Raw genomic sequence first — 26,672 nt, 5'->3', positions numbered from 1 at the left:
AAGAGAGAACCCGCCGGCCTTTGAGGGCCTGCGGGTTCTTCTATATATCTACTATTCTATTGGTTTCTCCCGCTCCAGTTTCTCTAATATCATATCTGAGAGATTCACGGCTTCACTTTCACTAGAGTAACCAGGCCGCCCATCTCTCCACCTGACATATCCGACTCCCCATTCATCGTATGGTCCAGAATGTGGCAGTGGAAGGACCAGTTCCCCGGATTATCCGCACGGAACATCAAATCTACGGTTTCACCTGGTCCCAGCATCACGTTGTTCATTCTCTCTGGATTGGTTAACGGGCTGCCATTGCGGGCGACTACGTAGAAATCCATGCCATGCAGATGCATCGTATGAACCTCCATCGTGTCAATATTAATTAGACGAACCCGTGAGATTTCTCCCTGCCTCACTTCGATCGGAGGGGTATCCGGATAACTGCGGCCGTTGATCGTATAGTAATCCTCTTCCCCCTCCATCGTAGTATTGATATGAAAGCCGGACAGCAGCATCGTATAATCATGATCCGTCTTCGTATTGTCAGTCAGCGTGCCTCCGTTATCCGCGGCATTCACCGGCTGCTTCGGATCGATAATGAACGCTCCGTACATGCCCGAGCCGATCTGCTTCATATCATCGTAATGCGAATGATACATGAATGTCCCCGCATGGCTGGCCGTGAATTCATAGTTGAACGACTTGCCCGTTTGGACCGCGGGCTGGGTCAATCCAGGCACCCCATCCATTGCATTCGGCAAAAGCAGGCCATGCAGGTGCACCGTCGAAGGCTCGGGCAGATTGTTATTGAACACAATCCGCACCCGGTCCCCCTCGGTCACCCGGATCGTCGGACCCGGGGCCTGACCGTTAAAGGTCCAGGCCGTAGTTAGAACTCCTTGCAGCGGTGCCCAGTCATGCAGCCCTGCGGTCAAAGTAAATTCTTTGGTTCCGTCCGCTGTGATATGCGGCACCATCCCTACCCCGTTTAGGACATCCTCAACCTGCTTCTGCTCGGTTGTGAATTGATCAGCCGCAGCCTGAGTCATGAATTTAACCTGATGAACGCCTGCGTCATACGTATACTTCAGGCTCATAGCCTGAGCAAAGTCTTCAGCCAGAACATACACGCTGTTCTTCATCATCATGGGGTCTGCATCCACTTTGGCAGGCTGACCGTGAATATACAGTCCAATATGTCCCATCTGGGCATGGTGTCTCATCTCAGCACTGTCCAGCATGGTCGAAGGAACCTGTTCCTGTCCAATCAGCACAGCCTTATGTATGGCATCCCATTTCAATGGCAGGCCAAGCGCTTCAATTACATCCCGAAGGGGTACCCGGAGATCCGTAAGGTCATCATTCATATGAGCCTGTGCTGTGAGCATATGCCCGTTAACACTGATCCGAGTCCCTGCCTCACTGGCTTCCATTCCGCTCATGCTGGTTCCGCCGCTATCTGAGTGGGCGGAGACGGCGCCGCTTAAAAGGCTGGACACCATGGTTAAAAGCATCAGCGCAGCCTTGACCTTACCTAGCCGGGAAGTTTCTCCGGATCGTTTTGACATTTTGAATTTCTCCTCTGCTGCTTGCGTATTGCGTGAATAACTATTATTTAAGCTGTGCGAATTGCTGGAATACGGCTGCTGAGAAATAGACAGAGTCCTTCTTCATTACAGTCTTCAGCGGCAGCTTGATGGTCTGTCCATCCAATACAGCCGTCTGAGCATCCACACGAATAACAAGCTTGTGCTTGCCTTTAACCAATACAACCTCATGGGCTTTCGCATTCCACGTAAGGGAGATCCCCGCGGCTTTAGCAGCTTGACGGATACCGATCAGCCCTGTCGGCTGCACGCCGGGCTTGGAAGAATCGTGACCATTAGATGTGGAAGGGGCCTCTGGCTTGGCTGGTTCTTGTTCCGATGGTTCGGGCTTCGTCTCCTTAGCGACTGCGTCCAGCATTTGCTGCTCTGTAGGAACTCCAGAGATATAGCCCACAACCCCTGCAGATTTGTTATTAAAATTTTGGTTGATGTTGCTTTCCACCGCAGCCTTCAGGTTATCGGCAACAATCATCTCATCCCCTGGATGCTGGAAGTTACTCATCACGTAGTTAAAGCCGTTTAGGCCTTCTACAAATTGAAGCCCTGTCGCTTCCGCCCCAGCTGGTGTGCTCAGCACACGAGAGAGCTTGCCTGTATCAATGTTATAAGCCCATACATAGTTATTGGCATGCATTCCGCTGTCTTCACCAATGAATAGGGTTCTCAGGGACTCGGAGTAGGATAGGTTGTCCGGATTCGCCACCTTGTCATCAGCCGCCTTATTGCCCTTGGCATCCGGCTGAGCAAGATCCTCGCCCCAGACGAGACCCTTCATGAAGCTTGGAACATAGCTGCTGTCGATCGCAGCCTGATCACGGTCCTTTTGTCCTCCGCTAAGCGAAAGCTCATAGGTAACCCCGGAGGAAATTTTATTAACCTGGATATCATCGGCAGGATCCGTTCCCTTGGTATCCTTCTCCATGGCTTTCTCCACATAGGACATCGCAATATAAGTCTTCTTGTCCTTCGCGTTCACCGTCACGCCTTCCATTTTGTTAAATTCGGAAGTTGCACCCAGCAGAGCGCCATAACGACGGCTTTCCAGGAACGCTGCGGCCTGCTCCATGCCTGGTTTTACTTTCAAATATTCAACCTTACCCGATGGATAGGTCTTGATTGCTTTAAATCCGTCAGCTGCTTTGTCGGATGTCAGGAAGATATCGCTGAATTTCAGCCCTTTATCAATATAGGACTTCACTTCACTATCTGTAGCATGTCCAAGCTTAATCCACTGAAGATCAGCCGAACCGCCATTGTCTGCGCTCTTTTGGATCCATTTGGCCGCATACAGAGAACCGGAGGAAAGGTCTGCGACCTTGTCGGCAACATACAGGAACAGCATCGTATTCCCGCCATCATCTCCGAAGAAGACGGTTCTTTGGTCAGGCGCAACCTTACCCAGCTCATGGGAGAAACGGCCGGTACTGTAGTGTTTGGCTACCGAAGTGGAATTGTCTTTGTTCACCGTCACTTCTGTCAGATAGTTGTAGGCATACGGGTTCCCAGTCTTGGTCTGATCCTGATAGTAGCTCTGAACGAACGGATTCACATAAGTCTGCTTCGGATCGGCCTCGAACGCCCGTGCATCCGCCTCGTATTCTTCGCTGCCCAAATGCGTATTCCATGGAGTTAAGGAACCGTTACATGGAATCCAGAGGCCGTCTACACCTGAGAAATCCACTTTTGACAGTTTCACAGGGGTTAACTCGCCCGTCGTCTTGTTCTGGTCAATAATCGTATGGCTCATGCTGGCTGGAATAATTCCATATGCAGAGCTGCCAGCCTGATTATGGGTGATGTATTCATAATGAGTAATCAGAGACAGCGGATTGCCGCCCAAGCCAGTAGCGGGAGCGCCTTGAACCTGAAGCAGACTGTTGGAGTCCGGATCATCGGATACGTAAGGCTGTGGATTGTTTGGAACGCTCGTGTCCATAATGGGCTTTCCTGCGGAATCTACTGCAACTCCGGCGATGGTTCCTCCAATGGAATCCGTAGTTTTGAACAATTTGTTATAGGCTAGCGGGAAAGTCTTCTCGGTATTATCCGAATAGGTTACTTTGACGGAAGCTTTGGTATAGACCTGAGCCATTTGCTCCGCTGTAGCGGGGGCATCCATGCCTACAAATTCAACGGATCTCACGCTAACGGGAGCGGCCACCGGGCCTGCTGCTGCAGACACGGGAATGGAAGCTATGGGCAGAATCAAAGCCAGTCCAAGGACAGGCACCAAGCATTTAATAAATTTAGACTTAGAAGATTTCATTTCGTCACCCACTACCTTTCTAATAAAGATATTTAGTTACTAGCATAGACCTGATATGTTTGCTCCATATGAAGTCGAATCCAGTAATTGTAAAAAGAACGTAAAAAATAACCAACCAAGCTCTCTTGAGTCCAAGAGAACTTTAGCTGATTGTTAAGTTATTGAGTGGCCTATTGTATGTTACTGACCAGGCCCAGCGAGAGATGCTAACGCTTTCGTAGGGGAATAGCAGCGGGAACGTGTGGAAAATAATTCTATTACTTGGAACTTTCTTCTTGAGCCAAGCGTCTATACTGAATGAACTGATGAACGTTAAAAATCTATTCTACCCGGAGGTATCCTGTGAAATCATTCCGTAAAACCTTACTACTCTCAGCTGTCATTGCTGCTATGATTCTTCCTTCCTCTGCCCTCTTCGCGGCTGGGGATGTATCCTTAACTGACACTGTCGCCCGTCCCGACACGGCTGTGCAGATCTTGCAAAAGGATGGCTCAGCCGACCAAATCACGTTCAAGCAGGAAGGTATTCCCGTGTTCGCTTCCAATGCGCCCGAGACCTTGTTCGAAGGCAATCGGTCCGACGGCTCCAAGGTTGTTCAGGTCAATAATACCCTGTACCGTGACCGGATGAAGGGCAGCTTCCGCTTCTGGTCTGTCCATACGAATGCAACCAAGAAGCTGGTATCGTTCTATATGCATGTCAAAAATCCCGCCGCAAACCCAGTCAAGCTCTATATCAAACGCAAAGGATATTCTAGTGGAAGCTCAGCCGATCCGGTTACTAGCCTGAAGTCGGCTACCGAGCAGTTCCTGAATCAGTCCGCGGGTACTGGCGGAACCTATCTGGCTACAATTGCTCCGGGTAAATCTTATGTGCTGCCTTATTCCACCTCTATAGCCCCTTACCAAGTCATGAATTATATTGGGGATTTCCGTGCCGTCAATGTGAAGACAGGACAGAGTGAGACCGTTATTGTATCGGATATTGTTACGAATAATGGCAGCGCCAAGCTTGAGGACTATGCCGCAAGTCCTCGGATTGCCCAGACCAACTTTGACTTCAAAACCGGCGACGACTATCGTGGACTGCTGAAATATTCAGCCCGTAGGGTCGACCTAAAGGTCCAGCTTAAAGAAGACTCTCCAGCTAAATATATCAAGGTGAGCGACTCTGAGCCCCTTGCCTATTCCGGCGAGCAGGAGCGTCTGACTACGAGCTGGAATGTGCAAGGTGAGCCCCTGAAATCACCTGCTGAAGTGGTCGGGAAAAATAACAAACAGCGCGGTTCCTACTGGTTCACCGATCTCATCTATAATATCCAGATTCAGAATTCATCTGGTCAAGCAAATATCCATACCCTTTACGGGGCAGCTCCCCGCAGTGAATCAACCGGATATGTTCATTACCGGATCGACAATGGACCTGTGAAGTCCTATAGCTATGGGAACAAACAGACCCGGATCATCAGCAGTGCGTCATCGTTCACCTTAACTACAATGATCCAGCCCTTCCTGTCTGTTCCCCTGGGGCTCTATTTCATATCAGAATAGCAGCGAGACTACAGGGTAAGCTTAATATTCAATAACATGAAATAATTAAGGCATGAAGTAGCTCTGGTTCATAGCGGGTCCATATAAAAAAAATAAAGAGCCGTTCACCTAAAGGGACTGACCCCATAACGTGAACGGCTCTTATTTATAAGAAGGAATGCAATTCTACTTGCATCTAGCACAATTAAGGATTAATAAATACCACTTTTAGATGTGAGCTGTACTGCACATCCAGTCCAAGGCCTTGAGCAAGCAGTGCGAGCGGTACATAGGTCTTCGTCTCTTTGCCCACTTTGTTCAAGTAGGCTGGGGATGCTGTAGCCAAGCTCTTTCCGTCTACTTTGATCGTCTTGGAACCAACCGGAATGACAACCTTGCGGTTTCCGCTGCTGATTGTTGCACTGCTCGTGCGATTATCCCAGGCCGTAGCGGCACCTATAGCTGTAACAATATCCTTGATGGCTACAAAGGTCTGACCGTTCTTGACGACCGGCTTATAGGGACTGCTGATCTCTTTGCCCTTCACAATAATCGTAAGCGGCACATCACTGGACCGGGTAGTAGAGGGCTGCAGGTACTCTCCCCAGATTTCTTTGGCGAATACTTTGGCAATCACCTCGTAACCGAACTGATTAGGATGAATATCCTTCTCCATAATGTGGGTATAGGAGAGTTCACTACCCACAAACTCTTTAGCTACGTGGGCCACCTTGACTTTGGCGCCCTTGGCTGTGAATTCCGCTGCCAATGCGTCAACCGATGCGGTAAAAGCGTCCGCAACTTTCTCCAGTTGCTCATAAGCGGCAGCACCGGCAAGCTTAGGTACAGGCTGATATTGATCCGCGATCACAATCTGCGCGTTCGGATTCAGCTCCGTTAGATCACTTAATGTCTGGCTTACGTTAGTTTTATAATTTGCCAGCAGCTGGGCAACACTGGTATCCAGATTGCTGGAAGCTGCCCCGCCTTCAGCAGCGGCCCCCATCACCTGCGATACATCATTACCCCCAATAGTAATGGTAATTAGACTTGCTCCCTGCAGATCGGCTTTGGCCGCGGCGGTTCCTTGCCCGAACGAGGCTGACCTAGGGTCAACCAGAGCAGGCTGAATCTCATCGGGAGCCAAGGTTCGTCCTTCCTTAATGGCTTTAACATAGTGGCTTAGGCCCTCGGTCTTTAATCCGAGTATTCCATAGTTCACGGTCTGTGTACGTCCCCGGAACAGCCCCTGCTCCTGAAGCCGATCCACATACCCATAGGCCTTCGGGTTAGCCTGCGTGACCATAGCCGGCTCGAAGCCCGCAGTTATGGAATCCCCCAAGGCTACAATTTTGTAGCTGCCCGGGCTTGCAGTCTGTACCGTTCCGCCCGCCGCCGCGGCAGCAGAACCAGCTCCTGCAATCATTAGAATGAGCGACATTACGCCGCTCAGGATATGCTTTTTGTTAACTGCCCGTAAATTCAACAAATACACGCTCCCAGTTATTCCGATTTCTTATCTGTCTTCCTGGTCTTCTTCAAATAGTCATCATAACGCCCGTCGACTTCCTTGGCGAGACTGCGGTATTTGAGGGTCTCCTCCACAATGGGGTCAAGCTCTGTCTGAATGCGAATTTCATACTTGGGCGAGAGCCGTCTGCGCTCTTCCTCGTGGCGCTCCTCCTCACTAGGTTCAGCCTCCTCAGTAAGCAGCTCGCTTAGCTGACGTTCAAGTTCTTTGTCCTCACTCATCCTGGTAACCCCCTTTAGAGAATTATAATCCTGTAGCTCCAGCGTCTTCAATGACCTGCAGGAGTTCCTGATGAATAAGCCCATTGGTGGCCAGCATGTGGCGAACACCAAGGTGATAAGGATTCCCCTTCGTGTCTGTCACTTTACCACCGGACTCCTGCAACAGCAGCGTTCCCGCAGCAATATCCCATGAGTTAAGCCCAACCTCATAATAACCGCTCATCCGCCCAGCGGCCACATAAGCCAAATGGAGCGCTGCCGAGCCTATCGCACGCAGACTCCGTGTTCTTGTTGCCAAAGCTTCGATACCCTTCATATTAAGCGGCAGGGCAAAGTCCCGTTCAGGATTAAACCCGATGGCCATCACACTGCCCGCGAGATCCTTATCTCCCGACACCCTTGTCGGATTCCCATGCATATAAGCTCCTTTGCCTTTCTCAGCCACAAATAGTTCGTCACGTATAGGGTCGTAGATTACACCTACAATGACTTCTCCGTGATGAGCGAGTGCGATGGATACACAGAAGCCTGGAAATCCCTGCACGAAATTCGTAGTCCCATCAATGGGATCCACGATCCACAGGTATTCCGCATCTTCATACGCGGTAAGCGCCTCCGCAGAAGCCTCAGGGCCAGGCTGAATTCCTTCCTCACCCAAGAATTCATGATCCGGGAAGTGCGTCAGGATCAGCTTACGGATCATAAGCTCGGCTCCTTTGTCCACATCCGTAACAAGATCCTGCGGAGAAAGCTTCGTGTGGAGCTCCTTGTGATTACCGAGTCTAGTCTTGATCCACTCCCCGGTCTTGGCAGCAGCGTTGATCGCTACGGCTGTTGGGCTTTTACTGCTGACTGTATAAGGAACTTGGTCTTGATCATGGCTCTGGTTCACATTCCGGTTCAAATCATTCACTCTACTTTCTGTATTAATCTACTAAATTTTTCCTTTTTTTCTTTCACTCTATACGTTACTTGAACAAGGAGCAATTCGTCAACCGTATCCACACCAGAAAGATGCCTTTATTTAGCAAATGTGAACAAACATCCATTAATGGTCCGGATAAGCCATCCATACCATGAGGAACAAAAAGTCCGCTCCCGGGTCTTAACTTGTACATACCCGGTAACGAACCTTTTATTAACATATGCTTAAGCTCCGACGATATTATAACCGCCATCTACAAAGATAACTTCACCTGTAATGCCTCTGGACAAATGACTCAGAAGGAACATGGCTGTATCACCAACCTCTGCTGTTTCTGTTGTCTTGCGAAGCGGCGCTTTCTCTTCAACCTGCTTGAGGATGGAGTTGAAATCACTGATGCCCTTAGCAGCAAGGGTACGGATAGGCCCCGCAGAAATCGCATTAACGCGAATATTCTTCGGCCCGAGATCGTTAGCCAGGTAACGAACCGAAGCCTCGAGTCCCGCCTTGGCCACGCCCATGACATTGTAGTTGCGCATTACACGCTCTGAACCCATATATGTCATGGTCATAATGCTGCCGCCTTCTGTCATCAGCGGGGAGAGACGCTTGGCCACAGTCACCAGGGAGAACACGCTAATGTCATTCGCAAGTGCGAAGCCCTCACGGGACGTGTCCGCAAATTCACCTGCAAGATCTTCCGCTTTGGCAAAAGCAATGCTGTGCACAAGTCCGTGCAGTACGCCAAATTCATTCTTCAGCGTCTCTGCGAGTGTATCAATCTCTTCATCAACCGTAACATTGCACGGCAGGATTAGGGAACCCGGAATCGTCTCGGCCAGCTTGCGTACACGGCCCTCTACCCGTTCACTCTCATATGTAAATGCCAGGCGGGCTCCGTGAGCCGCCAAGCTCTGAGCGATAGCCCAAGCAATACTGCGGTCATTGGCTACACCCATAATAATAATATTCTTGCCTTCCAATAAATTGCTCATTAAATAAGTCCTCCTTCAGTCGCGTGTGACACGCATCTTACGTCCAACTTACCTTATTTCCCTGAAGTTTTCAAGGCTGGCCGCCCAGAGCTTAGGGCTTAATCTCCACAGAGGCCTCATTAATAATATGAACACCTTCGCCGGAATATAGCGCCAGCTTCTCCATTAAGTCAAACAACGCCCCATCCTTAAGCTTCGCCTCCAGCATCACGTCAAGCCTCTCCGTAACAGGCGCAATCCGGCGCAAGAATTCCAGCAGCGGGCCTGCCTCCACATGATCTGCATGGCTTCTTGCATCATGCTCACTCTTCGGGCTGGATGCATGAATCTTGGGAGGCAGAGGATTGCCTGGTTCTGAATCAGCCTGTGCGAACGGGGATTGCCATGTCTTCAGAATACGGGGCCACAGCTCCGCGGGATCATCGCCCTCGTTATTCACCCATTGATGATGAATATCAAGAACCATTGGAATGCCAAGCTGTTCACACAGCTCAAGAGTCTCAGGAGCATTGAAGGTCTTGTCGTCATTCTCAAAGGTCAGCCTCATCTTAAGCTTGTCCGGCAGCGCGCTCACATTCTGAACGAACCGTTCTGCCGCAGATTTCTTGTCTCCATAAGCTCCTCCCACATGGATGTTGTTCTTCGCCCTCGCATCCAGGCCCATGGCGTCCAGCATGCTCACATGATGCATCAGATCCCTGATCGAACTCTCCAGCACTTCTGGACGAGGTGTACTGAGAACAGTGAAATGGTCCGGGTGAAAAGACACCCTCATCTTCTCCTTCTTCACATAATCTCCTACAGCACGGAAATCGTCTCTAAGTGCAGCGAATGGATTCCAGTCCCTCAGCTCCCCATGAGTGGCAAGCGGGATCAGCTTGGAAGAGAAACGGTAGACCTGAATATGATAAGCGCGATTGTGCTTCAACAGCCGAAGTGTGTTATGAAGATTCTCAGCAGCCACATGCTCCAGTCTGCGAAGTGCCGCCTCCCGGTCAGCCAGCTGCCCGAAGCTCTTATAGGTCATGGTCTTGGACGGGGAAGCGTTCTTCACGACGGTGGACATGGCCACATAACCAAAACGGACAATCATTTATATACTCACCTGCATCTCTTCAATGATGAAAAAGAAACCGTTAATCCTCACAGGATTAACGGTCTTCTCTTGTGTTATTCCTCAATTCAGGAATAATCATTCATTATAAGATTACCCTTGATGTTCACCAAAAAACATCTCATACGCAAGTGCCGTCTGAATCCGCGATTCCTCTTCATTCAGAGGGCGGACAAGAGACATCTCCACCTCGGTTACTTCGTCTCCGTTAAAGTTAATCTCGGCGATACAGCCGAGAATCTTCACGATGGCAACAGCACGGTTGTCCGGCGTGTAGGCAATGACTTTCTGTCCGGTCGGGAACACCCGCAGGCCGGATTTAACCATTTTACCGCGTCCATATTCCAGCAGTTCGTACAGCTCCTGCTCGTTCTTGAACTTGCAGACGGAATTGAATTCAGTTTGGAATCCCATAATTAATTCACTCCGTTATTGAAATCTAAGTTTTGTCTCGTGTTAAATCGTTCCTGAGCCAGCTCGATCAGACGATCAAGCAGCGCTTCGTAGGATAAACCGGTCTCTCTCCAGAGCAGCGGATACATACTGAACGGAGTGAAGCCAGGCATTGTATTCACTTCATTAATAAGAAGGCTTCCGTCTGCCTTCAGGAAGAAGTCCGCACGGCATAGACCGCTGCCCTCAGTAGCCTTGAATGCCTTCACAGCGAGGTCGCGAATCCGGTCTGCTACCTCAGGATCCAGCTCAGCAGGAATGACCATCTGGGATTTGCCATCCAGATATTTGGCCTGATAGTCGTAATACTCGCTCGAAGATACAATCTCACCAGGAACGGAAGCTTCAGCTTCATCGTTGCCGAGTACTCCGACCTCGATCTCACGGGCTTCCACAAATTCCTCCACCACTACTTTGGTGTCATAACGAAGCGCATAAGCCACGGCTTTATTCAACTCTTCCTGATTGGAAGCTTTGGATATCCCTACACTTGAGCCCAGGTTAGCAGGCTTGACGAAGCATGGGTACCCAAGCTTCTCTTCAATCCCCTGAATAAGCGTATGCGTGTTACGCTCCCACTGCGCACCAGTGAAATAGCAGTATTTACACTGGTCGAGGCCAGCATCGGCGAACAGCTTCTTCATTACTGCTTTGTCCATTCCTGCCGCTGAAGATAAGACGCCGGCACCGACATAAGGAAGACCCGCCATCTCGAACAAGCCTTGTATTGTACCGTCTTCCCCGTAAGTGCCGTGAAGCAGCGGGAAGGCGACATCGACAGCAGCCTGGCCCGTAGCCAGCTTGCTGAACAGCTGCTGAATAGCATCGGATGTATTGCCTGCACCATTCTCGAGACGCAGGTCACCGAGCTCACCGTAAGGAGCCGATAACACACCTCCGACTCTCCATTCTCCCTGCTTCGTAATATAGAAAGGAAGCACCTCATATTTATCATAGTTAAAAGCATTCATCACAGCGAAGGCCGTTTGAAGCGACACTTCATGCTCGCCAGACTTACCGCCGTAGATCAGACCGACGGTTAACTTATCCTGTCCCATGGTTAACCTCTCTTCACTTAATTATGATCAGAACCGGTCTGCAAGATGGAAGAAGCGGTATACCGTATTCTTCGTCCAGGCGTAAGAGTCGCGGTAATCCCAATACCGGTGCTTGCTGTTCGTGGTATGGGCATTCACCAGCGGCGCTCCCCCGGCATCGAATGCGGTTACGATTGTGCTGTGCTCATAAGCGCCATTGCCATCCCAGTCATAGATAATTACATCGCCTAAATCCAACTGCTGCGGGCGGTCAACAACCTTGGCACCCAGCCCGCCTCCGCTTAGGTAGCGTTCCAGGCTGTTCGCAACAGACCAGCTGAAGCTCCAGGCTTCTTTTGCACCAACGTATCCCTTGTACCACCAGCCCGATTCTCTTTTTCCAGTATAGTTTATTGGGGCTCCGCCTGCAAAGAGGCTTTGAGAGATGAAGTTCGTGCAGTCTACCGCAAATTCCTGAAATTCCGGGTTGGCGCTGTTCCACCAGCGGTCGGCGTAGGCGGCGGCTTCAGCCCTATTATAAGCACTCCCCCTTCCCTGCCCTCCAAACCCTAGTACCTCACGATTCAAATAGGGACTAGCTAATGAACGGGGAATTTCAAGATCTGTATCCTCGGCAGTATAAGGGAGCCCCGTATGCGGATGCCTTTCGGCTACCTGAATGTCCACTCGAATAATAGACCAGTCTCCGTTCTCACGCTGGAGGGTCAGCCGCTCCACATCAATGCGCTCTTCCTTGTGGGTGACCCCTCCTTTCTCATAATAAATGGTCCGGTGAAGCTGAAGATCCACCTGAACTTCATCCTGGCGGTTCGTAAGTTCCCTGAGCAGCTTGGCCCTGGTCTCACTCCGCAGGGGAATGGCCCTTCTTCTATCGTACCACTCGGACAACGCCTCTCTTCTCTCTCCCCGCTGAATCAAATAATCCAGATCCGTGACGATCGTGGGTACAGCATTGGGACGGAAATCCACCTCATCCTTGTTCTGCTGGTGTATATAAGCGGATAATGCGCCTTTCCACTCTTCCGCCATGACTTCATGCCTCCTTCACAAATCCACATCAGAGAGGCCGTCCATGCCAAATAGGCCTTCCTCTGTTTCTTCATTTATATGAGCAGACAGCAGTCAGTATGTTTAGGCTGGATAAGCCGGATCTTCCCCTCTGAAAAACCGCTTAAAACGTGCTTTTAACCAATAAAAAATACTTTACTCACTTCAAAGTAAGCGGTATACTTAAATAAGATAATATTTTGAAATTATGTTTCACCTAATGAAACTAAGTCGAAAAAGCACGGCTGAATACCTCTACATTCGGATTCTCACTGCTTACTTCGCGCAATATTTTTAGGAGGTCAACTACATGTCCATTAAAGATCAGTACTCTGCAGCCCGCAGTCTTGACGTCAACGGCAAATCGTACCGTTACTATGATCTGCAGGCACTTGAAGATCAAGGGTTCGCCCATGTCTCCAAGCTTCCTTTCTCCATTAAAGTACTTCTTGAAGCTGCGGTCAGACAATTTGACGGCCGGGCTATCACGGAAGAGCATGTGAAACAAATTGCCGACTGGACCGAAGGTCAGGACAGCAACAAGGAAATTCCTTTCATTCCCGCACGTATCGTACTGCAGGACTTTACCGGCGTACCGGTGGTTGTCGATCTGGCGGCGATGCGCGATACCGTGAAGAAAGCTGGCGGCGATCCAAAACAGATCAACCCGCTTGTACCGGTTGACCTCGTTATTGACCACTCTGTCATGGTTGATGCTTTTGGTACTCCTGAAGCTCTTGAATATAACATGAACGTAGAGTTCGAACGTAATGAAGAACGTTACCGTTTCCTTCGCTGGGCTCAGACCGCGTTCAACAACTTCCGCGCTGTTCCTCCGGCTACAGGTATCGTTCACCAGGTTAACCTGGAGTACCTCGCTTCCGTGGCAGCTACGAAGACAATTGACGGGGAGACTGTTGTATTCCCGGATTCCCTCGTAGGTACGGATTCCCATACCACCATGATTAATGGTCTTGGTGTGGTAGGCTGGGGTGTCGGCGGTATTGAAGCCGAAGCTGGTATGCTTGGTCAACCCCTGTATTTCGTAGCTCCTGAGGTTATCGGCTTCAAGCTTACAGGCAGCCTTACTGAAGGTGCAACGGCAACCGACCTTGCCCTGACCGTTACTGAAATGCTTCGTAAAAAAGGCGTAGTTGGTAAATTCGTAGAGTTCTACGGACCAGGCCTTGCCAATATCAGCCTTGCTGACCGCGCAACTGTAGCTAACATGGCTCCAGAATACGGCGCTACAATCGGTTACTTCCCGGTTGATGACGAGACCCTGAACTACCTCCGCAGCACAGGCCGTCCAGACGAGCAAGTGGCTCTGGTTGAAGCCTACTACAAGGCTCAAGGTATGTTCCGTACCAGCGAAACTGAAGATCCACAGTTCACGGATCTGATTGAGCTTGACCTTGCTTCTGTGGTACCGAGCCTTGCAGGTCCTAAGCGTCCTCAAGACCGCATCGAACTGACAGATATGAAGAAGAACTTTAACGATATTATTCGTACTCCTGTGGAAAAAGGCGGTTACGGCCTCAGCGATGAGAAGATCGCCAAGACCGTTGACGTGAAGCATCCGGATGGACGCGAAACGAAGCTTGGTACAGGCGCGGTTGTCATCGCTGCGATTACGAGCTGTACGAATACTTCCAACCCTAGCGTTATGCTGGGTGCAGGCTTGCTCGCGAAGAAAGCCGTAGAACGCGGTCTGACTAAGCCAGCTTATGTGAAAAGCAGCTTGACTCCTGGTTCCCTCGTGGTAACAGAATACCTTCAGAAGGCGGGTCTGATCGACTCCCTGGAGCAGCTTGGCTTCCATGTTGCCGGCTACGGCTGTGCTACATGTATCGGTAACTCCGGTCCGCTTCCGGATGAAGTCAGCGCGGCTATTGCAGACAATGATCTGACTGTAGCGGCTGTAATCTCCGGTAACCGTAACTTTGAGGGCCGTGTTCATGCTCAGGTCAAAGCCAACTACCTGGCTTCACCTCCGCTCGTTGTGGCTTACGCTCTTGCGGGAACCGTGAACATTGACCTGCAGAACGATCCGCTGGGTCATGACCAGGAAGGTAACCCGGTCTACCTGAAGGACATCTGGCCAACATCGCAAGAAATCAAAGATGCGATCGGCTTATCCGTCAGCCCTGCCATGTTCCGAAGCAAATACGAGAACGTATTTACACAGAACGAACGCTGGAATTCCATTCCTGTACCGCAAGGCGAACTGTATGAGTGGGACGAGAAATCCACTTATATCGCGAACCCTCCGTTCTTCGAGAAGCTTGCAGACGGTCTGCAGGATATTGAAGAAATCCGCGGCGCGCGTGTACTTGCCCTGCTTGGCGATTCCGTTACAACGGACCATATCTCTCCAGCAGGTAACATTACACCTACCAGCCCGGCTGGATTGTACCTTAACGATCACGGCGTAGCCCGCAAGGACTTCAACTCCTACGGTTCCCGCCGCGGTCATCATGAAGTCATGATGCGTGGTACGTTTGCGAACATTCGTATCCGTAACCAAGTCGCTCCAGGGACCGAAGGCGGCGTGACCAAGTACCTTCCAACCGATGAGATCATGTCCATTTATGATGCTTCGATGAACTATCAAAGCAATGGTACCAATCTTGTCGTTCTCGCAGGTAAAGAGTACGGTACAGGAAGCTCCCGTGACTGGGCAGCCAAAGGTACCTTCCTTCTAGGTGTCAAAGCGGTTATCGCTGAGAGCTTTGAGCGTATTCACCGCAGCAACCTGGTCGGCATGGGCGTCCTTCCGCTTCAATTCCAGGAAGGCAATAGCTGGAAGACGCTCGGTATCGATGGAACAGAGACGTTCGATATTCTGGGCATTAACAATGAAGTTAAGCCAGGACAGACTTTGACTGTGGTCGCTACACGCACGGATGGAACTCAGTTCGAGTTCACGGTAGTTGCCCGTCTGGACAGCATGGTTGATGTAGATTACTACCATAACGGCGGTATCCTGCAAACTGTACTTCGCCAGATGATCAAAGAATCTGCAGCGAACTAAGAATAACTAAGAATATTAAAGAAAGAGCTTGTAACTCGGGAATTAAATCCCTGGGTTGCAGGCTTTTTTCTTTCGCTTTCTTACAGAACTATGCAACTATGTCTTTTCGGTAAGCGTCAAATATGTATATTACTGGAAGGGATTTGATCATTCATATGTCAAAATTACTAAATCGGTTGTACCGGGTAAGCTTATCACTCGCTCTGACAGCCGGAAGTCTGGCAGCTCTCAGCAGCCCCGTCTCAGCAGCGTCGTCTTCCTCTAACAAGACGATCAAACTTGAATTTAACGGATCAATAGTAGAGTCCGATAAGGCTCCTTTCTTAGATTCCAGAGGAAGAGTATATGTGCCTCTTCGCCTGGTATCGGATATGCTTAAGACTGTTGTGATCTGGAATGAAGCAGCCAAGGAAGTGTCTATTTATGCACCAAGGCATACCGTACAATTGAAGCCTGGCAGCCAGTCCGCAAGACTTAATGGACAAGCTACCCAGCTAACAGCTCCAACCATTATGAGGAATGGCTCAGTCTATGTTCCGCTTCGATTCATTGCTCAGTCCCTGGGAGCCCAGGTGGGCTGGACAGGATCAAAACGAAAGGCGTCCATTTCATACCCAGAAATATATAACGTGGAGATGGGACGTTCCCCTGATAACACTGCAAATGCCTTTTGGTTTAACAAATCGACCGGCCAGCTCTATCAATACACGTCAGGTTCCAAGGCTGCTATACTTACAAGCAAGATAGACTTCAAGAAACACTCTGTTGATATTGTTGACGTTAGAGTCGATACCCTGCAGACTGGAGAGTTTGTTGTTACCGTGTCGGACAATTATGGCGATCCAATGGTGCATACCATTCACACAGCTCTATATATCAAAGATAATAAAGTGCTAGAGCAGTCATCTGTAGAATACCTCCAGCGTGATAGTGTCAACATTTCCAGCTTCAAGGACCACCCGATCTTAACAGATGGAAAACAGCTTCAAATGCTTAATCCCAAGGATGGGTCTTTAGAAAAAGAATACGATCTAGTGAAGCTTGGCGGATATAATGAGCTCTACAGCGTGGAAGGCATGGGCGATGATTACCTGCTTATTAGACCTAACAAGACTGGAATGCTCACTCTTGTTAACCCTGATACAGGCAAGAAGAAAGTGCTTAATGAGCTTCTGGACAAGGAAGATCAGGAATTTTTCAATACGATTGACCTTCCCTATTTCGGAGATTGGCTCATCGTAAAAGGGGAGCAAGATGGGATCATTGATCTCGAGTACCGCAGCTTTTTCGATAATAAGACGCATAAACTGAGCGTCAAAGCGAAGGATTGGCTGTAAGCACTGTGGACGGTTCTGTCCATGTGTTCAAAATCGTAAATGTCAAATGAGCAGCGAATCCCCTGTTATGGGAGGATCGCTGCTCTTGGATTGTGGTCATTTTGTGGCTTGTAGAGTTATTTTTCGCTTACTAGCGTAGAGGACGAAACGATTGTGGAAAAGCGAAGCGGTCGCCTTTGTGTCCGGATTTTTACCGCTAAGAGGAAAGAGAAAATCTGGACACAACAGCGATTGGAACAATGGTCCGTTCTCGCAGCGCCCATCTAAGCGATGGTGTGGAATCTAGTTTTAAAAAAAGCTGCCCCAGCCAAGTGAATTTTCGCCTGAAACAACTTCTTCTATCTACTCATCCTGGAACAGATTCGTAGACAGATAACGTTCTCCCGTATCCGGGAGGACAACCACGATTGTCTTGTCCTTGTTCTCCGGACGGGCGGCAAGTACTGTTGCTGCATGAGCTGCGGCGCCCGAGGATATTCCAACCAGCAGCCCTTCTGTACGGGCAAGTCTGCGGGACGTCTCGAAGGCATCCTCATTCTTGACTCTAATAACCTCATCTACCACTTTTACATTATAGTTATCAGGCACAAAGCCTGCACCGATCCCCTGAATTTGATGGGCCCCCCGCTTGCCTCCGGATAACACCGGAGAATCAAACGGCTCCACAGCAACAATGTGCACCTTCGGATTATACTGCTTGAGCACTTCACCTACTCCGCTAATCGTTCCGCCGGTTCCTACTCCCGCTACAAAAATGTCTACCTCTCCGTCGGTATCCCGCCAAATCTCTTCAGCTGTCGTCGTCTTATGTATATTGGGGTTAGCAGGGTTGTTGAACTGCTGGGGAATGTACGCATTCGGAATTTCGGCTGCCAGCTCTTCAGCCTTGCGAATGGCGCCTGCCATTCCCTCACTAGCTGGGGTTAATACAATTTCAGCTCCGTAAGCCTGCATCAGCTTGCGGCGTTCAATACTAAAGGTCTCCGGGAGCGTAATCATCAGCTTATAACCGAGCGCAGCGGCCGCAAAGGCAAGCCCGATTCCCATATTTCCACTAGTTGGTTCCACAATTACCGCGTCTTTGTGAAGCAGGCCCTGCTCTTCCGCGCTCTTAATCAGCGCAAATCCGGTACGGTCCTTCACACTCCCCGCAGGGTTGAAATATTCCAGCTTGGTCAGAATGCGAGCGTGAATCCCTTTGTCCTCTGCATAATTACTGAGTTCAAGCAAGGGTGTATTCCCAATGAGCTCCGTTAAATTCTTCGCAATTTTCGGCATATGTACATCCCTTTCACACAAAATAGTGTTTTTCCAATTCATTTAATCGGATTTGTAACTACTTCCCTCTAATATACGGGATGATTCGTTAATACTCAAATGGAGGTACCTATTTACAATTTGAATTCTATCTGTTATATTTCAAATATAACAGATAGAAGAGAGGCCTCACTCATGATTATCGAACTTGATATGCAATCTGATGTCCCTATTTACACCCAGCTAATCAATCAGATTATAGAAGGCATCGCGAGCGGGCGCCTAGAGCCGGGAGACGCGCTACCTTCAGTTAGAAGTATGGCGTCTGATATTGGAATAAACCTCCACACGGTGAACAAAGCTTATACTCTGCTCAAACAGGAAGGCTTCATTCTGGTCCATCGTCAGAAGGGGGTCGTCATCAATCCGGAAGGCATGCCGCCGATCACGGAGGAATATGTTCAGCAGCAGCAAAGGCAGCTCAGATCCATAATTGCCGAAGCGATCTGCAGAGGAATGACGAAGGAGCAGCTTCTAACTATTGCAGGACATATTTATGATGAACTCAAACCTACAGAGCATGAAAGGGGTATCTAACCATGTATTGGCTCTCAGCCTTAATCCTGATTATTATGTTCGCGGCGATCTCTGCCGCTCTAATTGCGACTCCCTATCTCACCAGAAGGACGGTAAGCTTTGGTATCTCCGTGTCTGAGGAGATGTATTACAGTGAGCCTGTTCGCCGGATGCGCAGATCTTATGCCTGGGTAACTGGAATCATTCATTTCCTGTTATTTCTGGCGATGGCTGCAGCTCTGTTCACCATGAATGAGCAAGTCCTGCGTTACGCGCTTCCCGCCTACTTGGTCATTCTCATTGCTAGTATTATTTTAATCCAAGGGTTCTTCTATATAAGAATGAAACGCTATAAAGCCGCTCAGCCAGCGGTACCTCATACCAGGGAACGACTGGTCATCGATACAAGCTTTCGCCAGCAAAGACTAGTCTACTCGAACACATGGTTTCTCATCCATCTTGTTATCATCGTAGTAAGCTTTCTTCTGACATGGATGTATTACGATCAAGCACCGGATTCCATTGCGATGCAATACAGCTTGACCGGAGAGGTGATCAGATCCGCAGACAAGTCGTATTCGTCCATGTTCTTCCCGAACATCATGCAGGTCATCATGCTGCTCCTATTCTATACGGTGAATCGCAGTATTCATAAGAGCAAACAGCAGCTTGATCCTAGAAAAGCAGAAGCATCTGCCCAGCAAAATATTATTTTCCGGCGTAAATGGTCCATGTTCACGCTTATGACAGGTCTTCTCATGATCCTCCTATTCTCGTTAATGCAGCTTAGCATGTTCCACCAGATTAGCCCGGAGGTGCTGATGCCCTTAACATTGACTATTCCAGTCGTTATCGTTATCTCAGCCCTTATTATGTCTATTCAGACCGGACAGGGCGGCAGCCGGATCGGCCGTTCTTCGGATATTTCGAGTGCTGAAGCCGTAAATGACGATGCCTATTGGAAGCTTGGCAACATGTACTATAACCCGAAGGACCCTTCCCTTTTTGTAGAGAAAAGAATGGGCATTGGCTGGACTCTGAACATGGCAAGGCCGCTTGCTTGGTTGATCTTATTAGCTCCATTTGTGATTATTATACTTGTCATCAGCTTTCTGGCCCCCTAGGTCAGTATTCACTCATATATTACTTAATTTATAGGAGGCAACCATGATGTCGAAAAGTACACGCATCAAAATACTGCATACCGCAGTAGCAGCATCTATTGCACTTAGTCTCTCCCTTCCCGCTTCCGCGGGTGCAGCGGCCAAGAGCTCTTCATCCATAGCTCCCGTAAGGGATACCGCGGTTAGGATCGGGGCAGCAGTAACATGGAATCAAAAGACCCAAACCGTAACCCTTACAAAAAAGAGCATAACTCTTGTTATGACAGCCGGGAAGAAGACCGCAAAATTAAACGGCAAACCCGTTACACTCTCCGATACATTACGGGTTGTTCGGAACCAGGCCCTGATCTCGCCGGATGCGGTTACCAAATGGTTCACAGACAGCCCTGTGGTCACAGCTCCCCCTGCAGAAGCTGGCCTTCCGGGGGACTCGTTTATTGAGGCTCTAAGATCAGGTGACTCTGCGCAGGCCCAGAAGCTGATGAGCCCGGCTTTCCAATTATCCATAACCGGTCCCCAGCTCCAAGGTCTGTGGAAAGGGTATGCTCAGGTCTATGGGACTCCAACTACTCAGCTGTCAAGAACGGTAACTCCCAATAGCGTGCATACGAATATCACCTATTCTTTCAAGACGGCTGGAGCTCCGCTTAACTACACGCTGCGTCTGAACAAAGAAGGAAAGGTAGATGATCTGTTCATTGGACCTGCAAGTATGGCAGCCTATACAAATCCATCTTACGTTAATCCTTCTTCCTATACAGAAGAGGAAGTTACGATTGGGGAAGGTGTCTTCGCTCTGCCTGGCGTATTGACCAAGCCTGTGTCCGGTGGACCTGCTCCGGTGGTTGTGCTTGTCCACGGTTCGGGACCTAATGACAGAGATTCTACTATCGGCGGCTCGAAGCCATTTCGGGATCTGGCTAACGGTCTGGCCAGCCAGGGAATTGCTGTTCTACGCTATGATAAAATTTCCTATGAGCATACATTCAAGTCCGCAGCTAATCCGAGAGCTACGATCAAACAGGAGACTGTGGATGACGCCATCTCGGCCGTCCGCTTCCTCAGCACACGCAAAGATATTGACCGCTCCCATATCTTCGTTGCGGGTCACAGCCAAGGCGGCTTCGCCCTTCCACTTATTTTGAATGCCGATAAGGACGAACGCAATATCAAAGGCTCCATCATGCTTGCCGGTCCAAGCAGTTCCTTCATCGATGTGGCTCTGGAGCAGCAGCAAGAGCTCATCAATCGTGTGAAAAGCTTGGGCGGAGACCCTGCCCCTTATGAGAAGAATGCTGAGGTATGGACGGCGGTAGCCAAGCTGCTCAATGATCCGCAGTATTCCCCGGATCATCTGCCAAGCAGCTTCCCGGTGGGTTCAGCTTATTGGTGGTACACCCTCAAGGATTACAAACCAGTAGATGTGGCCAAGACCCAGACGGGACCTCTTCTTATTCTTGCGGGCGAGAATGACTGGCAGGTACCTATGGATCAATTTAGCACCTGGAAGAGCGAGCTGAAGAACCGGACGGATGTAGAATTCAAATCTTATCCGAAGGTCAATCATCTGCTCAGTGAATATGAAGGTGTATCGACTGGTGCCGAATACGCTCAAACAGCCCATGTGGCTGAATCAATGGTCAATGACATTACGGCTTGGGTGAAGAATATCTCGAAGAACTAAGTACTAATGAACAGAAAGAACCAAGGCCAACCTCAATAGGTTGGCCTTGGTTCTTTATAAACATGCATTTAGAAAATGTTATTATTCCACTTTCAACTGACGAAGTCTTACAAGCATAATCAGCGTTGCTGTAAATACATAAGAGACCAGAATAATGTTAAGCATGGGGATATAAGGGTTCATATTTACCACTAAAGGAGCAATTTCTCTTAAAGCGCCTACTGTGGCGATGGAGTAACAATATAATCCAATCCATTTAAAAACTCGGTTCAATACCATTCCCGGAGTAATGTCCCTGCGGCCTTTGGTCACAAGGCTGTACAGCTTGCCGCGGCTCACAGAGAATCCGGCAACCAGTACAATGCTCCAAAAGAGTAACCATAGGATCAACAATTCTCCCCCTCTCTAAACGTGGAGTAATTATCCAATGCACGGTGCATTTCTCAATAAAAGACCCTCTCCGTAGTTAACCGGATACAGGTCTCTTAAGTTTTCCTCATTTGCGACTGATCAATTCATCATCATGCCCATTTCCCGTGCAGCCTGTACAAGGACAGGTCCGAACTCGACCAAGGTCTGCGGAGACAAGCGGCTGACCGGACCAGAGACGGACAATGCCGCAACAGCTTGGCCCGCATGATTGAAGATCGGAGCCGAGACGGCGGCGGCTCCAGGCTCGCGTTCCTCATAACTGGTAGCAAAGCCTTTGCTGCGGATCTCCTCCATCTGGCGGATGTAGTCCTCTTTGTCCACCGAAGCAGGCCAGTCCGGACTGTTTAACACGGCCTGCAGCGTTCCCGGATCCGCAAAAGCTACAAGCACCTTGCTGGAGGCTCCCACGTAGAGCGGAAGCCGGGCTCCGACCGTAGCCACTCTGCGTATAGCCTGGTTGCTCTGAACTGCTTGGATGCGCAGACGCTCCATACCGTCCAGAAGATACAGACTCACTGTCTCGCCAAGCCGGTCACGAAGCTGCTCCAACTGAGGCAGCAGCAATACAGCAGGGTTATCGCTATGGGACAGATGTGCCGATAGCTCCCATATTCTCAGCCCAAGACGGTACTTCTCCGTAGCGGCATCCCGAATGACAAATCCCTTCTCTTCCAGTGTAGCCATTAGGCGGTGAACCGTGCTTTTGTGAAGCCCGATCTGGCTGGAAATTTCCGTAAGTCCCAGATCTTCAGCTTTGGTAAAACACATTAATATATCCAGTGCCCTTTCCACGGCACGTACGGTTAATTTCCGGTCTTCCATTTCCGAAAGCCCCTCCCCAATGTTTCACTCTATGAAACCCAGTTACATAAAGTATATCCCAAACTATGACGTTCCGTCTACAGCTCATTCCTATTCCTTCAATAAAGGCCCACATTTTTCCCGGCATTGACTTTACCCATTCCCCGTCATACGATAATCTATAAAATCATGCTGATTTAATAGCCCCTCATCGGGTAATCACCATAGATAATGTTCTTAAGGAGGGAACGCATGAACCCGACTACAACTACAACGCGGAGCGATGCTTCCCTGTCCTCCGGTGTGACCGGAGGCTCTCAGACACCGCCGCTCCTGCGGGCCCGCTTCATCAAATTCAAGCATGTACTGGTCGCTCTGGTACTGTCCATTATATTTTTCTTGATTTTCTGCTTTGTTGCACTGCATGGATATATTGCATGGGTACTCTCAAATCCTACCGTTGCACCTTTATATTCCAATCCTCTAATGGCCAAGGGGATGAAGTACGAGGATGTATCCTTTCCGGCTATTGACGGAAGCCGCTCTATGCAGGGCTGGTACATTCCCGCCACTAATTCCAAGAAGACGATTGTATTCAGTCATGGCTATGGCGCCAACCGGGAAGAGAGCTGGATTCCTATGTACGATCTTGCTCATTACGCACATCGGCTGAATTTCAATGTCATTATGTTCGACTATGGATTTGCCGCCCAGAACAGCAAAGAGGTGGCCACCGGGGGCAAGAAGGAGACCAAGCAGCTGCTCGGGGCCATTCAGCTCGCCAAACACCGTGGTGCCAAGGAGATTGTCGTATGGGGATTCTCCATGGGAGCAGGTACCGCGCTGCAGGCAGGCCTCGTCAGCAAAGATATCGACGCCATGATTCTGGACAGTACATTCCTGCTTGAACCTGACACGTTGTATCATAACATTCGTCAAAAAATGAACCTGCCGCAGCATCCGTCCATTGAAATTCTTGAACTGCTTCTCCCCATACAGAACGGTACAAGTCTGCGTCAAATTCCTTATCAGGAAGTCAAGAAGAAGGACTATCCCTTCCCGATCCTGTTCATTCACGGTACAGAAGATGAGAAGGCACCTTATCCGATCGCCGAGAAGCTTGCTTCCAATCAGACGAATAAGATATCCAGTGTCTGGATCGTGGATAAAGCCCATCATGAGCTCATCTTCCGTGAGCATCCGAGAGAATATTTGCGCCGCGTCTCTACTTTTCTTGGACAGACGCAGGCTTATCTGAAGGAAAAACAAGAATAAATAAGGCCCGAAACGGGTAGCATAGGCCAAACTCTCTTCCGCATACCTTCATTATTGAGGTTATTTTTGGAGGAGGTACGCTTGATATGCTCTACGTTTACGGGCCTTATCTGCCTGTTCGTATCTTGGAAGAAATCAGGTTCTGGAAGCAGCAGGAGAGAGAACATACCGATGTAATTAAAGCCATTGTACCTACGCTGGAACAGCCATATGTCAAGCTGCTGGATGACTGGTCCAAAGTATTCGAAGAAACCGAAAAGGCAGCCAACGACTTGCTTCAGCATACTATCCATGTTCAGCAGGATCATCTGCATCCCGAGCTTCTGAAGCAGATTGAGCGGCTGCTGGATGCTTCCTTCCGCCAATCGCGCGAATGGGTTCGCCAGCTCTATATTCTTCTGGATCAAAGCGCTGCTGTAAAGGCTATTCCTTTAGCCAACGCCGTTATCCTTCATATCATTCGGGAATCCGAGTATTTCCTCGGGGTGCTTGAGACACTTAACAGACCGGGCGTTATCGAAGATGCCGTGCATCATCCACCGCATATTCTGGACCCTTATCAGCAGGAGATCGAATATGCCCGTGGAGAGGCGGCCTCTGAAGGAACGGCACCCGAGCCAAATTCAGGCACAGGCGCTCCTGAGAACCATGCCGAACTTATCTCTGGGGCCTCCAAGAATGATGCCCCTATTGCCGCTGGCATACAGGACCAGCCTGTTCCGATAGGAGGCCACAAGCTGCCGCCTCTTCCCTATCCGTACAACGCCCTTGAGCCCCATATTGATGAGACAACGATGCGCATTCATCATGACAAGCATCATCAGAGCTATGTAGACAACCTGAATAAGGCGGAGAAGAAGCTGGAGGAGGCTCGCAGAACTGGCAACTTTGACCTGGTTAAGCACTGGGAGCGGGAACTGGCCTTCAACGGAGCCGGACATTATCTGCATACGATTTATTGGTCAACCATGAATCCGAAAGGCGGTGGCCGGCCAGAAGGACCCCTCGCTGACCAGATTCGGAGAGATTTCGGTAGCTATGAAGCCTTCCAGAAGCAATTCACCAAAGCGGCCGAAGAGGTAGAAGGCGGAGGATGGACCATTCTGGTCTGGAGTCCGAGAAGCCACCGGCTGGAGATTCTGCAAGCCGAGAAGCATCAGAACCTGTCTCAGTGGGATGTAGTTCCCCTGCTTCCCATTGATGTGTGGGAACACTCCTATTACCTTAAACATCAGAATGAGCGCAAGAAATACATTGCCGATTGGTGGAAAGTCGTATACTGGCCCGAAGTTGCTGCCCGCTATAACGAAGCCCGCAAGCTGAAATGGCAGCCGTTCTAAGCAAGGATTCCCGGTTATTCACACGAATAAAAGGAGCATGTCCAAGGCAGAATTCACTGCTTGGCATGCTCCTCTTAACTATCTTAATATACGCTACTGTATCCTAGGACTTAATCAAGGACAAGAACTCGGCGCGGGATGCCGCGTCGCTGCGGAATGTTCCGCGTACTGCAGACGTCACCGTCTTGCTTCCCGGCTTCCTCACACCCCGCGCGCACATGCACAGGTGCTCACCTTCGACAACGACCATAACCCCTTGAGGGCTAAGAACCTCGTCCATAATATCCGCTATTTGTGAAGTAATACGCTCTTGAACCTGCAGACGGCGGGTAACCGCCTCGACAAGACGAGCCAGCTTGCTGAGCCCGGCTATTCTTCCACTTGGAATATAACCAATATGCACCTTGCCAAAGAAAGGCGCCATATGATGCTCACATTGACTGTAGTAGACGATGTCCTTCACAATGACAAGCTCCTCGTGGTTCTCCTCGAACGTAACCCCGAGCACTTCTCTAGGATCTACTTCATAACCGCCAAAAATCTCTTCGTACATGCGGGTAACGCGGGCCGGTGTGTCCAGCAGCCCTTCACGTTCCACATCTTCACCAATCAGCTTCAATATCTCACGCACATGGTGTTCGACTTGTTCCCGGTTCTTCCCGACCTGGGTATTCAAGTAATCTTTAACGCCTGCCATGCTGGACCCCCTCCTTCCAAAAAAAGCCTGATACAGGCTTATCCTGACTTATTTCTTCTTGCGATTCATTGGCGGCATTCCGCCTTGATTCTTCATCATTTGCTGCGCACGCTGCATTTGCTTACCATTTAAGTTATAGCCCATTTGCTTGGCCATTTTCTGGAGCATCTGCGGATCACTTTGCATCTTCGTCAGCTGCTTGCGTAAATATACGACACCGATGAAAAAGCCGCCGATCAAACCAACGATAAGCGCAATAATACCAACGACATAAACCACGGTCGATCACCTCTAAGTTATGATTCTTCTAAGCATCCGGACATGCGGACGCACTCACTAATAATAGCATTCTTTAACCTTACGAGGCAAACCGA

General features: G+C 49.6%; 23 protein-coding genes. 8 read left to right on the top strand and 15 right to left on the bottom strand.

Features of this window, described 5'->3' with window-relative positions:
• Positions 1-104 precede the first annotated feature (104 nt).
• Complete coding sequence (locus ACRRNK_RS03520) at positions 105-1,562, bottom strand: multicopper oxidase domain-containing protein (protein ID WP_433945432.1); 1,458 nt, start codon at positions 1,560-1,562, stop codon at positions 105-107.
• A 43-nt stretch (positions 1,563-1,605) separates the two neighbouring features.
• Entirely contained in the window at positions 1,606-3,867 is a 2,262-nt protein-coding gene (locus ACRRNK_RS03515; RefSeq protein ID WP_433945431.1) for an alkaline phosphatase PhoX, read from the bottom strand.
• A gap of 342 nt (positions 3,868-4,209) precedes the next feature.
• On the opposite strand from ACRRNK_RS03515, the gene ACRRNK_RS03510 reads away from it, so the two are divergent.
• Entirely contained in the window at positions 4,210-5,418 is a 1,209-nt protein-coding gene (locus ACRRNK_RS03510) for a hypothetical protein (RefSeq protein WP_433945430.1), read from the top strand.
• A gap of 184 nt (positions 5,419-5,602) precedes the next feature.
• Here ACRRNK_RS03510 and ACRRNK_RS03505 read toward each other — a convergent pair whose 3' ends face one another.
• The 8 genes from ACRRNK_RS03505 to ACRRNK_RS03470 all read right to left on the bottom strand — a co-directional run bounded on the left by ACRRNK_RS03505 (position 5,603) and on the right by ACRRNK_RS03470 (position 12,723).
• Positions 5,603-6,883, bottom strand: a complete 1,281-nt coding sequence (locus ACRRNK_RS03505; RefSeq protein ID WP_433945429.1) for a stalk domain-containing protein — start codon at positions 6,881-6,883, stop codon at positions 5,603-5,605.
• A 17-nt stretch (positions 6,884-6,900) separates the two neighbouring features.
• Positions 6,901-7,149 (bottom strand): hypothetical protein, encoded by a 249-nt coding sequence (locus ACRRNK_RS03500; RefSeq protein ID WP_433945428.1) that lies wholly within the window; start codon positions 7,147-7,149, stop codon positions 6,901-6,903.
• Between the two features lie 22 nt (positions 7,150-7,171).
• Complete coding sequence (locus ACRRNK_RS03495) at positions 7,172-8,062, bottom strand: inositol monophosphatase family protein (RefSeq protein WP_433945427.1); 891 nt, start codon at positions 8,060-8,062, stop codon at positions 7,172-7,174.
• Positions 8,063-8,298: 236 nt separating this feature from the next.
• The gene (gene fabI / locus ACRRNK_RS03490) at positions 8,299-9,069 is read right to left on the bottom strand and encodes an enoyl-ACP reductase FabI (protein ID WP_433945426.1); all 771 of its coding nucleotides are present in this window, start codon (positions 9,067-9,069) and stop codon (positions 8,299-8,301) included.
• Positions 9,070-9,160: 91 nt separating this feature from the next.
• Positions 9,161-10,162 carry a UV DNA damage repair endonuclease UvsE gene (uvsE, locus tag ACRRNK_RS03485; RefSeq protein WP_433945425.1) on the bottom strand — a complete coding sequence of 334 codons (1,002 nt, stop codon included), beginning with the start codon at positions 10,160-10,162 and terminating at the stop codon, positions 9,161-9,163.
• Between the two features lie 114 nt (positions 10,163-10,276).
• Positions 10,277-10,597: a hypothetical protein gene (locus ACRRNK_RS03480; protein ID WP_433945424.1), complete on the bottom strand. Its 321-nt coding sequence runs from the start codon at positions 10,595-10,597 to the stop codon at positions 10,277-10,279.
• A 2-nt stretch (positions 10,598-10,599) separates the two neighbouring features.
• Positions 10,600-11,694 (bottom strand): D-alanine--D-alanine ligase, encoded by a 1,095-nt coding sequence (locus ACRRNK_RS03475; RefSeq protein ID WP_433945423.1) that lies wholly within the window; start codon positions 11,692-11,694, stop codon positions 10,600-10,602.
• Between the two features lie 27 nt (positions 11,695-11,721).
• Positions 11,722-12,723, bottom strand: a complete 1,002-nt coding sequence (locus ACRRNK_RS03470; protein WP_433945422.1) for an amidase domain-containing protein — start codon at positions 12,721-12,723, stop codon at positions 11,722-11,724.
• Between the two features lie 328 nt (positions 12,724-13,051).
• On the opposite strand from ACRRNK_RS03470, the gene acnA reads away from it, so the two are divergent.
• Together acnA and ACRRNK_RS03460 are read left to right on the top strand one after the other, a co-directional pair.
• Positions 13,052-15,775 carry an aconitate hydratase AcnA gene (gene acnA / locus ACRRNK_RS03465; RefSeq protein WP_433945421.1) on the top strand — a complete coding sequence of 908 codons (2,724 nt, stop codon included), beginning with the start codon at positions 13,052-13,054 and terminating at the stop codon, positions 15,773-15,775.
• A gap of 155 nt (positions 15,776-15,930) precedes the next feature.
• On the top strand, positions 15,931-17,112 hold the full coding sequence (locus tag ACRRNK_RS03460; RefSeq protein ID WP_433945420.1) for a copper amine oxidase N-terminal domain-containing protein: 1,182 nt from the start codon (positions 15,931-15,933) through the stop codon (positions 17,110-17,112).
• Positions 17,113-17,454: 342 nt separating this feature from the next.
• On the opposite strand, the gene cysK is transcribed toward ACRRNK_RS03460, so the two are convergent.
• Positions 17,455-18,390 (bottom strand): cysteine synthase A, encoded by a 936-nt coding sequence (gene cysK, locus ACRRNK_RS03455; RefSeq protein WP_433946793.1) that lies wholly within the window; start codon positions 18,388-18,390, stop codon positions 17,455-17,457.
• A gap of 174 nt (positions 18,391-18,564) precedes the next feature.
• Between cysK and ACRRNK_RS03450 the strand changes: the two genes are divergently transcribed.
• The 3 genes from ACRRNK_RS03450 to ACRRNK_RS03440 are packed head-to-tail and all read left to right on the top strand — an operon-like array spanning position 18,565 to position 21,753.
• Positions 18,565-18,966, top strand: coding sequence for a GntR family transcriptional regulator (locus ACRRNK_RS03450; RefSeq protein ID WP_433945419.1), 402 nt, complete (start codon positions 18,565-18,567; stop codon positions 18,964-18,966).
• A gap of 2 nt (positions 18,967-18,968) precedes the next feature.
• Positions 18,969-20,069 (top strand): DUF1648 domain-containing protein, encoded by a 1,101-nt coding sequence (locus tag ACRRNK_RS03445; RefSeq protein WP_433945418.1) that lies wholly within the window; start codon positions 18,969-18,971, stop codon positions 20,067-20,069.
• A 43-nt stretch (positions 20,070-20,112) separates the two neighbouring features.
• Positions 20,113-21,753, top strand: a complete 1,641-nt coding sequence (locus ACRRNK_RS03440; RefSeq protein WP_433945417.1) for an alpha/beta hydrolase family protein — start codon at positions 20,113-20,115, stop codon at positions 21,751-21,753.
• Positions 21,754-21,834: 81 nt separating this feature from the next.
• Here the strand turns inward: ACRRNK_RS03440 and ACRRNK_RS03435 are convergent, their stop codons facing one another.
• Positions 21,835-22,143, bottom strand: coding sequence for a hypothetical protein (locus ACRRNK_RS03435; RefSeq protein WP_433945416.1), 309 nt, complete (start codon positions 22,141-22,143; stop codon positions 21,835-21,837).
• Positions 22,144-22,263: 120 nt separating this feature from the next.
• A complete protein-coding gene (locus tag ACRRNK_RS03430; protein ID WP_433945415.1) occupies positions 22,264-23,007 on the bottom strand; it encodes an IclR family transcriptional regulator in 744 nt (247 codons plus the stop codon).
• Between the two features lie 231 nt (positions 23,008-23,238).
• On the opposite strand from ACRRNK_RS03430, the gene ACRRNK_RS03425 reads away from it, so the two are divergent.
• Together ACRRNK_RS03425 and ACRRNK_RS03420 are read left to right on the top strand one after the other, a co-directional pair.
• A complete protein-coding gene (locus ACRRNK_RS03425; RefSeq protein WP_433945414.1) occupies positions 23,239-24,261 on the top strand; it encodes an alpha/beta hydrolase in 1,023 nt (340 codons plus the stop codon).
• 86 nt (positions 24,262-24,347) lie between these two features.
• Positions 24,348-25,601 (top strand): Fe-Mn family superoxide dismutase, encoded by a 1,254-nt coding sequence (locus ACRRNK_RS03420; protein ID WP_433945413.1) that lies wholly within the window; start codon positions 24,348-24,350, stop codon positions 25,599-25,601.
• A 103-nt stretch (positions 25,602-25,704) separates the two neighbouring features.
• Here the strand turns inward: ACRRNK_RS03420 and folE are convergent, their stop codons facing one another.
• The gene (gene folE / locus ACRRNK_RS03415; protein ID WP_433945412.1) at positions 25,705-26,298 is read right to left on the bottom strand and encodes a GTP cyclohydrolase I FolE; all 594 of its coding nucleotides are present in this window, start codon (positions 26,296-26,298) and stop codon (positions 25,705-25,707) included.
• Between the two features lie 48 nt (positions 26,299-26,346).
• Positions 26,347-26,577, bottom strand: a complete 231-nt coding sequence (locus ACRRNK_RS03410; protein WP_433945411.1) for a YneF family protein — start codon at positions 26,575-26,577, stop codon at positions 26,347-26,349.
• Between the last annotated feature and the right edge of the window lie 95 nt (positions 26,578-26,672).

The sequence above is a fragment of the Paenibacillus sp. SN-8-1 genome (assembly GCF_050995535.1).
Classification (GTDB): Bacteria; Bacillota; Bacilli; order Paenibacillales; family Paenibacillaceae; genus Fontibacillus.
The sequence above is the reverse complement of the archived record's forward strand: the minus strand, read 5'-3'. Positions and strand labels throughout refer to the sequence as shown.

Bases quoted from the DNA above. Each gene is read 5' to 3' on its own strand.
- ACRRNK_RS03440 (WP_433945417.1), top strand. From the start codon at position 20,113: ATGATGTCGAAAAGTACACGCATCAAAATACTGCATACCGCAGTAGCA.
- fabI (WP_433945426.1), bottom strand. From the start codon at position 9,069: ATGAGCAATTTATTGGAAGGCAAGAATATTATTATTATGGGTGTAGCC.
- ACRRNK_RS03470 (WP_433945422.1), bottom strand. From the start codon at position 12,723: ATGGCGGAAGAGTGGAAAGGCGCATTATCCGCTTATATACACCAGCAG.
- acnA (WP_433945421.1), top strand. From the start codon at position 13,052: ATGTCCATTAAAGATCAGTACTCTGCAGCCCGCAGTCTTGACGTCAAC.
- ACRRNK_RS03475 (WP_433945423.1), bottom strand. From the start codon at position 11,694: ATGGGACAGGATAAGTTAACCGTCGGTCTGATCTACGGCGGTAAGTCT.
- ACRRNK_RS03460 (WP_433945420.1), top strand. From the start codon at position 15,931: ATGTCAAAATTACTAAATCGGTTGTACCGGGTAAGCTTATCACTCGCT.
- ACRRNK_RS03520 (WP_433945432.1), bottom strand. From the start codon at position 1,562: ATGTCAAAACGATCCGGAGAAACTTCCCGGCTAGGTAAGGTCAAGGCT.
- ACRRNK_RS03450 (WP_433945419.1), top strand. From the start codon at position 18,565: ATGATTATCGAACTTGATATGCAATCTGATGTCCCTATTTACACCCAG.
- ACRRNK_RS03480 (WP_433945424.1), bottom strand. From the start codon at position 10,597: ATGGGATTCCAAACTGAATTCAATTCCGTCTGCAAGTTCAAGAACGAG.
- ACRRNK_RS03515 (WP_433945431.1), bottom strand. From the start codon at position 3,867: ATGAAATCTTCTAAGTCTAAATTTATTAAATGCTTGGTGCCTGTCCTT.
- cysK (WP_433946793.1), bottom strand. From the start codon at position 18,390: ATGCCGAAAATTGCGAAGAATTTAACGGAGCTCATTGGGAATACACCC.
- ACRRNK_RS03420 (WP_433945413.1), top strand. From the start codon at position 24,348: ATGCTCTACGTTTACGGGCCTTATCTGCCTGTTCGTATCTTGGAAGAA.
- uvsE (WP_433945425.1), bottom strand. From the start codon at position 10,162: ATGATTGTCCGTTTTGGTTATGTGGCCATGTCCACCGTCGTGAAGAAC.
- ACRRNK_RS03430 (WP_433945415.1), bottom strand. From the start codon at position 23,007: ATGGAAGACCGGAAATTAACCGTACGTGCCGTGGAAAGGGCACTGGAT.
- ACRRNK_RS03500 (WP_433945428.1), bottom strand. From the start codon at position 7,149: ATGAGTGAGGACAAAGAACTTGAACGTCAGCTAAGCGAGCTGCTTACT.
- folE (WP_433945412.1), bottom strand. From the start codon at position 26,298: ATGGCAGGCGTTAAAGATTACTTGAATACCCAGGTCGGGAAGAACCGG.
- ACRRNK_RS03425 (WP_433945414.1), top strand. From the start codon at position 23,239: ATGAACCCGACTACAACTACAACGCGGAGCGATGCTTCCCTGTCCTCC.
- ACRRNK_RS03445 (WP_433945418.1), top strand. From the start codon at position 18,969: ATGTATTGGCTCTCAGCCTTAATCCTGATTATTATGTTCGCGGCGATC.